Raw genomic sequence first — 13,948 nt, forward strand, 5'->3', positions numbered from 1 at the left:
CTGGCTAGGATTATAAGAGTAGTTAATGGTTTATATCCGGAAAGTACTTGGGTAAAGGTTCTATTCGTATAACTTAATTTTGAAAGAAAGCACCTATAGATATAACAGATTAAACATTTAGTACTATTAAAACACATTAACTGCATTATCTGCTTTTGTCATTTTTAAAAACCTTTAAAGCATCCCTATTTTGTGAAACGATAAATAAGGAAGGGGTGTTGTTACTGCCTTTAAGTTCTATCATGTCTTTTGCATCACCGGGAACTGAAAATCCGCTTCTTTGTGGCTTGACAACTTGAAAATCACCCTTTCCATTCCCTTTCAACAATAATCCATTTAGAGCATCGTACCTACCAATAAAGATTTCATTGCCGTAATCATTACCGATCATTAGTACATCTAAATTTCCGTCATTGTCGAAGTCTGTTGCTAAAGTTCTATTAATCGGCGCCATTTGAACTTGCCAAGGGAGTTCTTTAAATGCAAATTGCCCATTTCCAAGGTTCTCCAAGTATATGCTTCTATCATAATTGCCTGTCCAGATTTTAGCTCCTGACAACTCTTCTTCCGTAAATAGGCTGTCTTTAGTGACTTTCGCATATGCTTTGAAAGAGTTGAATTTAGATCTAAAAAGAGGACTTTGCCCATATAAGTCACCCCAAAAATTTACAGGAAACGATTGATATGATGTATCATTAAAGCTACTTTTGAAATGGGCGAACATAACTGGATCTATGGTTCCGTTACTATCAAAATCTTTGGCTATGATGGTGGTCGGCCTATTTTGGCTTGGCTGATAGAAGTTATTCCCCCCCATATTGCCAACTATAAAATCTTGGTCACCATCGTTGTCGAAATCCCCTCCCTCTACAGATTCCCACCAACCCAATAAATTATTAAGTCCGGTATCCGTGTATTTATGTAAACTATTTTGCTCGTTTTTGAAGAATGTAATGGGCATTAACTCACCTGTCAGCACTAGATCCTTGTGCCCATCGTTGTCGATATCAGACCAAATTGCATCGGTCACCATACCAATATTTGCTAATTCAGGTGCCATTTGGTCGGTAACATCTTCTAGAATTCCATTATTGTTTTTAAGAATATAACTTCGAGCGGCGAGCGGATATTGAGCAAAAGGTGTACGGCCACCGACGAAGAGGTCGACACTGCCATCACTATCAAAGTCATGCGCCCTCACAACAGCGCCACTGGAAACGATTTTAGGCATTCTATTCACTGCTTTAGTGAAATTGCCATCTCCATCATTAATATATAACCTATCATCATATTTGGTGTTCGTTGGCATAAATTCATTACTACCTGAAACTAAATATAGATCAAGGTCGCCATCATTATCCAAGTCAAATAAACATAGGCCTTCTTCTTCATAACCTTTATCAATTTCATCAGAAAATAATTCAGATTTAATAAAGCCTTCTTGAATATTTTGTTGATAAACAATGGGAGAGAAGCCTGGTGAGCTACCAATTATAAAATCTTCGAGGCCATCACCGTTAATGTCGCCTGCAACCAAACATGGTCCGTTTTGTGTGAGTTTGTGAGGTAGTATTCTTTGAACATTATAGTCGACGACATCTTGTTCTTCATGCACATAATCGATATTGATTTCTTCTGAAATTTCTCTGAAAATAGGGGTCGATAATTGTTCTTTGACAAGTGGAAAAGATAAATCGGACCTGTCGGTTTGAACCGCATCGTTATAGGTTACCAAAGTTTGTTCATTTAAGGGAACTTGGGATATTTTTTGAAAGTTTCCGTTCGGCCAGAGCACTTCTAAAGTTTGAGAATCTTTTGAATTACCCAAACCGAAGTGAACAATATTATCGACTGAAGACATGTAGCCACGACTTAAATATTGTTCTTTTGTTTGAAATGTTCCGTTTTCTGATTTTAGAACGATCTTTGCACCAATTCCTAGAGGATTGTTAGCGGGCCCCTCGAGCTTTACCGAAACGTAATTGTGCTCTTCATCTTTTGTGTTGAGGTTGTTCTCAAAGAGAAAGGCTTTGTCGTTTATGTTGTTGGTCACGTAATCTAAATCACCGTCCCCGTCAAGGTCAACAAAAGCCGCACCATTCGAAAACGATGGTATGTTCAAACCCCATTTGTCACTAACGTCTTCAAACTTACCCTCTCCAATGTACTTATAAGCGTAATTCGGAATTTTGATAGTAGGAATAGAATCTAATATTTGAGCCGGTTTTAAATATCGACTTGTATTGAATTTGAATTCACCAAAATCTAAATCAGTGATATCTCTTGGAAAACCATTCGTAATCAAGAGGTCATTAAGGCCATCATTGTTCATGTCAGCAAATAGGGGGCTCCAACTCCAATCTGTTTTTGCAACTCCCGCCATTAGCCCTATCTCATTAAAAGGAATGTTGCTACCATTACCTTTTTGAAGCATATTTCTTGTGTATTGGTACTGGTACCCAAACTTTTCATTCAAGATGTAACTGGTATATTTATTATTGGCAATGGTTGTTTTAAGCCTTTGATTGGTTTCACCAAGCATATCTAGCGTAACGATATCAACGTAGCCGTCATTATCAAAATCGGCAATATCAGAGCCCATCGAGAATTTACTCTGATGTTTTATATAATCATCGATACGGTTGCTGAACGTACCGTTTTTATTGTTCATATAGAGAATATCGTTGGTCAAATAATCATTACTCACATAAATATCGGGCCAACCATCATAATTGATATCTGAAATTGCTAAGCCAAGACCATAACCTTCAATTACTATACCCGCTTCAATAGTTACATCGGTAAAAGTGCCATCTCCATTGTTTCGATAAAGTTTATCATTACTAAGAGCAGAACCATCGGTTATTTTCTCTCTGTAGTTAGCAGGTAAAACATGTATATCAACATTGTTGAGTACATAGAGGTCTAAGTAACCATCTTTATTATAGTCAAAAAAAGTGGCGTTCATACTATTGTGATTGCCTGCAATACCGTATTGCTCGGCCATTTCAATGAATTTCGGATTGCCAGAATCATCAAGCCCCTGATTCACAAAAAGTTTATTTTTCTTTTCTTCATCAGAGGGTAACATAGCGGCACAAGTGTATATATCTAACCAGCCATCATTATTTATATCTACCACAGAAACACCTGTACTCCAACTATCTTCAGCTTCAACACCGGCAATTTTAGATATATCTTTAAATTTCAGATTACCTTGATTAAGGTATAATTTATTGCTTACTTGATTGCCCGAAAAGAACAAGTCTGGTCTATCATCGTTATTAAAATCACCTGTAGCAACACCGCCCCCATTAAAAATATATTCACTGGTGATAATGTTAAAGCTATCGGTTTCTACAATTTTATTATTGAAATCAATACCGGAGTTTTCAGAAGATATTAGTGAAAACATCTTCAGTTTCTCCCGATGGCAGGAAGTCGTTAAGAACAAAAGGAACAGTATAACAAAAATGGAGTTTTTCATAGTTTAAGTTGAAGGAGCATATTAAATATCTGAAATTAATAAACTAAAGAATCTTCTACAATCGACTTCGCAAAAGTTGATTTTATGATTAAGGGTGCTTTTGAATTTATAATGGTCTGATATCGTTTGATTAGTCACAAAAAAGTATAACTATTATTAGCTCAAATGTGTGGGAACATTTGTAGTAATTATGATTTGGTTGCAGCGAAAGATAAGTAAGGACATTGATTTAATTACAAATGCACTTCATTCATTTGGACTAGGTTTTTGGCTGAATAACTTCCAAATATTTAAAATAAATATAAATCAGGGTTTTACTATTCATAACAAGTTATATAAAAACACCCTGCAAATAAGATGCAAGGTGTTTTATTAAATTTAAAATACAAATTAAAATTTCGTTCTACTCACCTTCTTCTTCTTCTTCTTCTTCTTCCAGTTCGTTGATAAAATCTACCGCGGCATTAGATAACAATACTTTATCCACAGTGTGAACTATGCCATTTCTTGCCATTTCATCAGCTACCGTAATATTGGCGTTAACATCATTTGTTGCGTCGCCTATCACAAACATATCTGAACCAATAACATCGATAATCTCTATATCTTCTCCCGAAGCAGTAGTTAACGAGCCTTCTTCTAAATCTTCGGTAGATGCCTTCATTTCTAACACATGGCCAAGAAGTATTTCTTTAAGAAGGGCTATCTCATCTTCCGTGTCAAAACTGGCAATACCCGTATAGTCATCTCCTAAAGTGTTGAATAATTCATTAAATGCCGCGTTTGTGGGAGCAAATACGGTTGCTGGCATGAAATACGTATACTTAGTATCCTCAGTATCCTCAGTATCCTCAGTATCCTCGGTATCCTCGGTATTAGAAGTGTTAGTAGCATCAATAAAGGCCTCTGTCAATTCCGTAGCATTTAAGGCTTCTAATAGAATACTTAGCTCTGGGGATGTTGAAATCACGGTTGCCAAATCATCCGATTCCAACAAAGCAACGAAATCCAAAGCGGCCTGCGGTAAAAGTACTTTATCAACTATATTGACCATACCATTCTTAGCATCAATGTTTTCATCAACAATACTTGCTGTGGTAGGAGTAACATCTCCGAAAACGAATGCACTACCTTCGGTCATTACATCAATAAAGTTATCTTCAAAAAGAGTGGTTGCCGAACCTTCTATTAAATCTATTGAACCTTCCGAAGGAAGAAGAACATGATATTTTAAAACATTACCTAAAAGTGTAATTTCAGTCTCATTATCAAAATCATCAATACTATTATAATCATCTCCTAGCATGTTCAATAAATCCTCGAACGCCTGATTGTTAGGTGCTAAAATTCTTGCGGTATCCACTTCCATAATAGCATCCGTTAAGCCGGCCTTATCAATAGCACTAGCCAAAATCGATAAGTCGTCGGTTCCCATAACCCATTCAGAAAGAGTAGGCCTTATGTCAATATCAATGGCATCAATAACACCTTGTGGTATAAGCACTCTATCTATAATATGCACAACACCGTTGTCTGCATATGTGTTAGCCTGAACAATGTTAGATACAGGGTTTGTTTCAGGCAATTTTGTGGCGTCTTGAAGTTGTACTTGACCATCGGCTGTTAAAATAACCGATAAATTATCACCTGAAACAGTAGATAGCGTAGATCCATCGGTTAATGAACCTGTTACTATACTATCTTGAACCACGTGATAGCTTAAAATTTCTGAAAGTAAAGAGGGATCAATGTCTGCCAATAATGCATCACTTGCCGGAACATCATCTGTAGATTCATAACCAAGTGATTCTGCCAAAGCGGTAAAGGCGCCATCGTTGGGTGCAAAAACTGTATAAGGACCAGTGCCTTCTAAAGTCGTTGCCAGCTCTCCGGATGCTGCGTTAAGAGCGGCCTCTAGAGATGTGGTACTTCCACTCGTACTAATTCTAGTATACACCGTTCCTGGACCAATAATTGCATCGCCGCCCACAGAATCGCTGTTATCATCTTCGCAGGAGTTGAACCCCAATAGGGCGACCAGCGAAAAGAGCATGCTTATAATTCTTATTTTAGTCATGTCTATATTTTTGATAAGTTTTTATTAAATGATATGTGATATTAATATCCTGGATTTTGATCCAGAATGCCGCCGCTTTGATCAATAGCGTTGATTGGTATAGGAAACAAGTCATGCTTGTCTTCATACGTCTTGAATTTAGACCCGTAATCAGCTTGATTGATATCCTCGGCTTCTCTAGGTATATAGGCACTAAGGGTTTCCTGTGCTACATCCCACCTTCTTAAATCGAACAAACGATGACCTTCCATTCCAAACTCAAGTCTTCTTTCAAATCGTACGGCTTTTCTAGCAAAATCTTGATTAGGAAAGCTAACATAAGGTTCGATTTGATAGTTTGCTGCAGGTTCGTCTGCCTCACTTTCTGTATCTTTTACGTACGTCATGTTTTTGGCTCGGTTTCTTACGCGGTTGACATATTCCATAGCAAGAGCTAAATCTGGACTCGATTTTTCTACGGCTGCTTCTGCGGCCATCAATAGAACATCTGCAAAGCGCATAATGTTGTAATTGATTCCGGACCAATCCGATCCCCAACCACCAGTACCTCGCTGGGCGTCTACCTCATCTGCTTGATATACATTTTTCTTAGGTAAATAGGGCCCTGAAATATCTTGGAAAGTTGCCCTGATCCATTCTTTTCCTGGGTTGGGTCCAAAACCATTGTAGTCAATACCCCTTCTAGATACGGTATAATCCAACCTTGGATCTAAAGGGCCTGTGTGAGGTACAAACTCTTCTGAACTGTTAATGCCGTAATCGCTGGCTACATCAGATTGATAAAATGTGTCCAATAGCGGCAATCCTGAGCCATCTGTTTGAAAAGCGTTCACCAAATCTTGTGTAGGCTGATAAAAACCACAACAGGTTCCCAACGGACCACCTCCTGGAAAGTTTAGGGTGCCCGTACCATTACCGTTGTAGGATTGCCCGGAATCAGAGGCAAATTGAATTGCGAACATAGATTCTGAAGCGTTTTCCCCTGCTAACCTAAAGTTGTCCAAATATTCTGCATTTAAGCTGTATGGACCATTTTCAATTACATCTTGGAAGAGAGGTAAGGCCTGATCCCATTTTTCTTGGTACAGATAGGCCTTTGCCAAAAAGGCTTTGGCCACCCACTTGTTTGACCTTCCTACTGAGGTTTCTTCACCTATGTTTTCAATTGCGGCAAGAAAATCGGCTTCTATCTCTACCCAAATGGGGCCGGGATTAGGTTGGTTAAACTCTTGGTTCGAAAAATTCTCGACAGAAATAAAAGGTATATTCCCGTAATGTTTTTGTAGATCAAAGTTGTAATATCCTCTTAAAAACTGAGCTTCACCAAGCTGTTGCGTAAAATCTCCTTCAGGAATTTGGTTAATGAGCTCAATTACGGCATTACATCTGTTTATTCCAGCATACAAGGCACTCCACCGGCCAAGAAACCAAGAATTGCCCGTTTGCCAGTCAAAGGTCTCAATTTGAAATAATTCGGTATTGTCGCCATCCGTACTACCTCTATGGGCATCATCTGATACAACGTCTGTCCACCAGTTGTCACCACCACGTGAAACTGCTTCACCTTGTGCGTTGATGCGTTCACCATCTAAAACGGAATAGGCTGCGGTCAACTTTAAATCAACCCCGGTGGCATTCTGTAATGCCTCATCGGAAAGGGCGCCCGTGGGGGTTATTTCCGTAAAATCGTCGCTACATGCAACTAGCAACATGCATGTAAGCGTAATTGAATATATTATTTTCCTTTTCATTTTTTTAAAATTTTAGATTAACACCTAATGAGTAAATTGAGGCTAAAGGGTAGTTGTTGTCCGCAACACCAATGGTAAGGTTGTCAACGGCGCCGCTATCCAAAAATCTTGGTCTTAGTTCTGGGTCGATCCCATCATACCCTGTTATGGTGAACACATTGGTTCCTTGCAGGTAAAACCTAATACTGTCCATTCCCAATATACCTGAAACCTCCTCGTTGAAAGTATATCCTATTTGTATATTCTTTAACCTCATATAAGAGCCGTCTTCCACATAAAAGGAATTGGCGGTACCTTCATTGTTTGTAATGCTCTGGCTTAAGGCCGGTAATGAAGCGTCCAAATTCTCCGGGCTCCATGAATCCAATACTCTTGTGCTTCGGTTAGCATTGAAGAAGGTTGGCATATCGGTATAAACCTTGTCGTTATTGAATATATCGTTTCCTTGAGATCCTTGAAAGAATGCTGACATATCAAAACCTTTATAACCCAATGTTAGATTGACACCATAAGTGAAATCAGGATGGGGAGAACCGATAAATGTTCTATCGGCATCGTCAATGACATTGTCGCCATTAAGATTTTTGTACTTAAACCTACCAACGCCGTCTGCCGGGTTTTCAAACCCTTGGTCAGGGTGTGCAGCCACTTCTTCGGGCGAACTGAAAATGCCTTCCACAATTCTGCCATAAAATGAAGAGATTGGTTGTCCCTCTTGGGTTCGTGTTACGGTTCCTGTGGTTCTAAAACCACCAAATCCGGTCTGGAAAGCACTGATTAGATCAGTAACTTCATTTTTATAACTGGAGAAGTTAATGTCGACACCATAGCGAAAATCGGATTTAGTAACGTCGGCAAAGCTTAAAGTTGCATCGATTCCTTTGTTTTCAATAGAACCCAGATTAACATAAGGTGGTGCCGCATCAATAGCAGTAGAACTGATCAGACTGGCATCTTGATTGATCAAATCTTTTGTTTTGACCGTAAAGTACTCTGCCGCCAGATTTAATTTTCCTTCTAAAAAGCTCAATTCTACACCAACATTGGTAGTTTCACTGGTTTCCCATTTAAGATCGGCATTTCCTACCGCATTTAAAATAGCTCCCTGTGTGGGCCCTCCACTTCCGGTAAATACATAATTGGCGTATTGATCACTTAAGACCGAGATATTTGAGGTGGGGTTGTTTACCGGTAATGTTTGGTTACCCAACTGCCCCCAGGATCCCTTAAACTTTAGTCTGTTCAAGAAAAAATCTTCTGGCCAGAAATTCTCGTTGCTAACTACCCAACCACCACTAAAAGAAGGAAAAACGTCGCTTTTATTGTCTCCAAGGAATCTTGAGGATTCGTCTTGGCGTACTGTGGCGGTCAAAAGGTATTTTCCTGAATAGTTATAATTGATTGTGCCAAAGATAGAAAATAGAGACGATGCATTGTCATAGGCGTAAGACACGTTAGGTGTTCCCCCGCCATTACTTAGTAAGTAGTACTCCGGTGTTTCAAAGAAATAATTGGTTCTCTCTATTTCCTTTCCTTTACCTGTTACATTTAAGGCTTCGATACCTACCAAGGCATTAATGGAATGGTCACCAAAAGATTTGTTATAATTTAAAGTATTGTTCCAAACCCATTCATAGGCATCTTGATCAGCTTCTCGAAGGGTATTGGTTGCAATGGGTTCCGATGATTCAGGAATTAAAGCTCTAAACCTACGATCATTGTAAGCTCTAATAGAACCTCCAATTGAAGTTTTGAACTGAAGACCATCTATTATGTCAAGAGTGGCATAAATATCTCCAAAAACCCTAAATGTTTTGTTGAAATCATTGCCTTGTCTACTAGCTTCCGCAACCGGGTTGTTCGGGTTGGAAAGACCAGTGTCATTACTGTAGTTACCCGCAAAATTACCCTCGGCATCATACACGGGAACCAATGGTGACATTCTCGTGGCAAAATTATACCATGATTGACCTCCAGCTCTTCGGTCAAAGGAAATATTGGCGTGTTCGCCAACCCTAATTCGATTGCCAATTTTAAATTCTGAGTTTAATCTAACCGAACCTCTTTTAAAACCAGAGGCAATTTGAATACCTTGACGATTTAAATATCCAGCGGAAAATAGAACTTTAGATTTTTCATTACCATTTTCAAAAGTAATTGACGCATTTTGTGTAATAGCGGTCCTGTATAATTCGTCAAGCCAATCTGTACCACCTCCAGGGGTAATAGGCGCATTAACGGGCGTTCTTTGTAATTGGTCTGGGGTAACAGGGTTAGGACCATCTCCGTATTGAGGATGGGATGGCTTTCCTCCATCATTTAAAATACTCTGCCAAATCATCTGACCGTGTTGCTCAGTATTCAAGAGCTCGGGTAAATTAGAGGCTCTTGAAAAGCCCGTGTACATATCAAGAGATATTTTAGAAGTATCCATATTATAACCACCTCCTTTAGTGGTGATAATTACAACCCCATTGGACGCTCTTGCTCCATATATTGCGGCGGCACCATCTTTAAGCACGTTCATTTGATCAATGTCTGCCGGGTTAATGGAGTTTAAAATACTGGCATCATCGGTCTGTACCCCATCAATAATGTACAGCGGATCGTTACTGTTTCCCGTTCCATAACCTCTAATTCTTACGACGGGAGATGACCCCGGCTCACCATTATTGGTAATGGTTACCCCCGAAACCCTGCCCTGTAAAGCTTCCGCAGCGTTTACTATTGGAGCTTTTGTAGCTTCAGATACATCTACACTACCCACTGAACCCGTAAGATCTCCTCTGGTTTGTACAGAGTAACCAGTGACAACGACTTCGTCAAGAGCAGCTGCGTCTTCTGTCATGGTAACATTCACTGCTGATTGACCATTAACAGCTACTTCTTGGTTACGAAAACCGACATAGCTAAAGACCAATGTTGCACCCTCGGCAACATTTAAGCTGAAATTTCCGTCAAAATCTGTTTGCGTCCCGTTTGTAGTACCTTTTTCAATAACATTGGCACCAGGTAGAGGCAGACCTGCCTCATCAATTACAGTACCTGTAATCGTTGTTTGGGGTTTAGTGTCGTTGAGATTTCTAGAGTTGACGTTTTTTTCTTTTGAATGGGAGCTTTGTGTTCCCAGACCAAAGAACATGAAGCACATTGAAAGTAGTAATGCACTCCGTCTTCCTGCAAAAGCAGGATAGCGTTTTTGATTCATAATCATTGTTGTTTGTTAGTTTAAAAATGATATTGAGTTGTTGTTTTGTTAATAAAGATTTGAAATCTTATATGTTAACAAAAACTATAATTAAACGATAATGATAACAAAATTTTGTGAGAACAAACCTTACTCAAACGTTATATTTTAGCCTACTTTTTGGTGTAGGTAAAACACTTATTAATGGTATTTTGGTATTAAGAGCCTGTATATCTTACGGATGTCTCAATTTAGAAACCTTAAAATTGGAAATTATTATTTTTAGAAGATACTTTAAAAAAACCTATGATTGTAGGAATTGTCTTATGTTTAAAAAAATATCATTTAAAGAGGTGATTAATAATTGATATAAATTTAGAACTAAATTTAATCGGAGGGTAGGGTAGTCATTTTACCTCAGAAGTTACCTTTTCGCAAACCATAATTGCCAATTCTTGATTAATTTCTTTACAAAAAAAAAGGTATAATTTTCCACCGTCGGCGATTCTAAGTTTTTTACGTATTTGTGCAACGGTCTCTGGAAAATTTCTAGTAGTGATATTAGCCTTCTTAATGTTGAGTGCTTTCAAAGACTTTTTGTTAAAAGGTATCTTTTCTATGATTTTAAAAACCCTGCCCGGAAACTCAATTGATTTATCAGAAGTATACAGGTGTGTGTGTTCGTGCAATTTTTCCAACCCTAATTGTTGACCTAGAAATTTAAATGCCCCTGATTTTAGTAAGGCTGAGTTTGGTTCGTAGAGGTATGTTTTAGCTTTTGAGAATTCAGAGGTGGCATGGCTTTCTTCTTCAAGATGAAAATTGAATTTTTGCGTATCACCTTTTGTAAAATTGATGGTTTTTATATTGACTTTTCCTTGATAACCATCTTCCATCAGCCATAGTAATTCTTTAACATCGTTTTCTACTGCCACTACATGTATCTCTCTAACATGTTTTAGTTCGCTAAGTCCTAATCTAATATCCAACAGGGGGGCGGTTTTTACTAAAACCCTTTCAGCTTTTGAAAAAAGAAGAGGTAGATGTTTCAAAATATTAGGGGTACAGTCAGAGAGCATAAAAACTTTTTGATTGCCCTCTTTTCTCCTTGCGGGATCTAAATAAATACAGTCGAAATTCTTCTCTGTTTTCTCTAAATAATCAATACCGTTTTGAGCTTTTGCACGTATATTTTTTGCGCCTAGAATTTCAAAATTGTGTGATGCTATTTTAGACAAATCTTCGTCAATTTCAAGGTGTAGAATTTGTTCGAAATACTTACTGAAAAAGTAACTATCGACTCCGAATCCACCGGTTAAATCTACAAGCGAATTTCCACTGCATATAGACGCTTTGTAGTCAGCGGTTATTTCAGATGATGTCTGTTCAATATTTAACTTTTTCGGGTAATAAATTTTAGGAGTTTTGAACCAAGTAGGTAGCTTTTTTTCGCACTTTTTTCGAGACTCAATTTGCTGGGCGAGTTCTTTGTTGGAAATACCTTCAAAGATTGGCTTTTTAAGCAATACTGTCACGATGTCAGTATTCTTATTTTCAGATATAAAATTTTGTGCACCAGTATTTAGTATGTTACTATTCAAAGTGAAACTATAAGCTTTTGGTTAGTGACTTAACAATCTTGTTTTCGGCCAAAAACTCTTTTAAAATTACTTTTATGGCGGTATAACCTGGCACGGCGACAATCATTCCTACCACCCCGAAAAGCAAGCCTGCGATGATAATAATCAAGAATATTTCAAGGGGATGGGACTTGACACTATTTGAAAAAATAAACGGCTGTGAAAAGAAATTATCGACCAATTGGCCCACTAATAAACCAATGAGCACGTAGCCCGTTTTTGGCAAAATAACGGAGCTGAAATCCATGCCTAAATTGCTTGTCATGGTCAGTACGATCATAATGGCCCCACCGATAATCGGGCCCACATACGGAATGATGTTAAAGAGGGCACATAAGAAGGCGATAACAATAGCATTTTCGATGCCGACAATTAGCAATGTAATCGTATAAATTACGAAAAGAATAAAGATTTGAAGTAGTAGCCCAACAAAGTAACGCGACAATAAATTATTGATTTTATCAATAGAGTTTACCGTACCGCCCTCCTTGGTTTTTGGTACGAAAGCTAAAATTCCTCTTTGAAATAGTTTACTGTCTTTTAGAAAGAAAAAAGAAATAAACAGAACTGAAAACAGGCCTATGCTGGCGGTGCTTAAAACATTTAAAAACGAATTGAGAATATTGGGTATGAAGCCAATATCTAGCCTATCTACTATGTTTTTTTCAAAGTCACTTTCTTGAATAATCTCATCCACTACTTCGGGTGTGGCCCCAAAAAAGGCCATTACCTCTTGATAAAGCGTATTTAGATTATCTTTTAACTGATCGATATCAAGAAGCGATAAGTTTTTGCCTTGCTCTGAAATCAATGGAACAAACAAAGCTATTACACCTGCAAAAATAGCTACCATAAATAGCATGGTCAAAATTACGGCCAAGGTGTTGGGTAATTTGAGCTTTCGACGTAAAAATAGCACTATGGGTCTGCCAATAAGCGCTATAACTGCGGCTATGGCCAAGTAGGCGATTACCGATTGAATTTGATATAGAAAATATAAAAGTAGAGCGATGCCTAGAATAATGCCGACAGCTCTTAAAATGCCCTGTGAAATTGTCTTAGAGGTCATTACTATTAGTTTTTGGTTGATGTGGTTGCCACGATGGTTCGTCAATAAAAACAATTAATTCTCAAAGGCATAAGTAACAATATTGGCACCCATTTGAAGTGCTTCTTTGCGAATATCCTCTGGGTCATTGTGAACACTAGGATCTTCCCAACCATCTCCAAGGTCGCTTTCAGTGGTGAAAAGTAATACCAGTCGATTTTCGTGCAATATGCCGAAGGCTTGAGGACGCTTACCATCATGTTCATGTATTTTTGGTAGCCCTTCGGGGAAGGCGAACAATTTGTTGAAAATCGGATGCTCACGATCTAATTCTAATAATTTCTTATCAGGGAATACGCTTTCAAGAGCTTTTTTAAGATAAGGTGCCATACCATAGTTGTCATCAATATGTAAAAAACCTCCTGAAAAAAGATAATTTCTCAGATTTTCTGCTTCATTCTCAGAGAAAACTACGTTGCCATGCCCTGTCATATGAAGAAACGGGTATTGAAAAATAGCACTGCTGCCTACTTCGACCGTACCCGGTTTTTCATCAATTTTCGTACCCGCATTTTGATTACAAAATCGAATCAAATTGGGTAAGGCCGTGGGGTTGGCGTACCAATCACCTCCGCCTTTATACTTGAGTATGGCAACTTCTTGAGCATATGAACTTGAAAGTCCTATAAGTACAATAAATACGAGCCCTGAGGTAAGTTTCTTCATAAGTAAACGACCTATTGTCACAATACTTCAAA

7 protein-coding genes are annotated in these 13,948 nt (G+C 38.3%); all 7 read right to left on the reverse strand.

All coding sequences use genetic code 11. From position 1 onward, the window contains the following. Positions 1 to 145: 145 nt before the first annotated feature. The 7 genes from IV512_RS00510 to IV512_RS00540 all read right to left on the reverse strand — a co-directional run bounded on the left by IV512_RS00510 (position 146) and on the right by IV512_RS00540 (position 13,916). Positions 146 to 3,415, reverse strand: coding sequence for a VCBS repeat-containing protein (locus tag IV512_RS00510; protein WP_245224636.1), 3,270 nt, complete (start codon positions 3,413 to 3,415; stop codon positions 146 to 148). Between the two features lie 475 nt (positions 3,416 to 3,890). After that, positions 3,891 to 5,564: a fasciclin domain-containing protein gene (locus IV512_RS00515; protein WP_209399644.1), complete on the reverse strand. Its 1,674-nt coding sequence runs from the start codon at positions 5,562 to 5,564 to the stop codon at positions 3,891 to 3,893. Between the two features lie 41 nt (positions 5,565 to 5,605). Continuing rightward, positions 5,606 to 7,315, reverse strand: coding sequence for a RagB/SusD family nutrient uptake outer membrane protein (locus IV512_RS00520; protein WP_209399646.1), 1,710 nt, complete (start codon positions 7,313 to 7,315; stop codon positions 5,606 to 5,608). 4 nt (positions 7,316 to 7,319) lie between these two features. After that, a complete protein-coding gene (locus IV512_RS00525; RefSeq protein ID WP_245224637.1) occupies positions 7,320 to 10,523 on the reverse strand; it encodes a TonB-dependent receptor in 3,204 nt (1,067 codons plus the stop codon). Positions 10,524 to 10,909: 386 nt separating this feature from the next. Further along, positions 10,910 to 12,103: a class I SAM-dependent methyltransferase gene (locus IV512_RS00530; protein ID WP_209399648.1), complete on the reverse strand. Its 1,194-nt coding sequence runs from the start codon at positions 12,101 to 12,103 to the stop codon at positions 10,910 to 10,912. A gap of 7 nt (positions 12,104 to 12,110) precedes the next feature. Continuing rightward, positions 12,111 to 13,211: an AI-2E family transporter gene (locus IV512_RS00535; protein WP_209399650.1), complete on the reverse strand. Its 1,101-nt coding sequence runs from the start codon at positions 13,209 to 13,211 to the stop codon at positions 12,111 to 12,113. Between the two features lie 54 nt (positions 13,212 to 13,265). After that, positions 13,266 to 13,916: a DUF4159 domain-containing protein gene (locus IV512_RS00540; RefSeq protein WP_209399652.1), complete on the reverse strand. Its 651-nt coding sequence runs from the start codon at positions 13,914 to 13,916 to the stop codon at positions 13,266 to 13,268. Positions 13,917 to 13,948 lie beyond the last annotated feature (32 nt).

The organism is Pseudozobellia sp. WGM2 (assembly GCF_017810075.1).
In the GTDB taxonomy this organism is placed as follows: Bacteria; Bacteroidota; Bacteroidia; order Flavobacteriales; family Flavobacteriaceae; genus JADNYK01.

Coding starts and splice junctions, on each gene's coding strand:
- IV512_RS00520 (WP_209399646.1), bottom strand. CDS start 7,315: ATGAAAAGGAAAATAATATATTCAATTACGCTTACATGCATGTTGCTA.
- IV512_RS00525 (WP_245224637.1), bottom strand. CDS start 10,523: ATGAATCAAAAACGCTATCCTGCTTTTGCAGGAAGACGGAGTGCATTA.
- IV512_RS00515 (WP_209399644.1), bottom strand. CDS start 5,564: ATGACTAAAATAAGAATTATAAGCATGCTCTTTTCGCTGGTCGCCCTA.
- IV512_RS00535 (WP_209399650.1), bottom strand. CDS start 13,211: ATGACCTCTAAGACAATTTCACAGGGCATTTTAAGAGCTGTCGGCATT.
- IV512_RS00510 (WP_245224636.1), bottom strand. CDS start 3,415: ATGTTTTCACTAATATCTTCTGAAAACTCCGGTATTGATTTCAATAAT.
- IV512_RS00540 (WP_209399652.1), bottom strand. CDS start 13,916: ATGAAGAAACTTACCTCAGGGCTCGTATTTATTGTACTTATAGGACTT.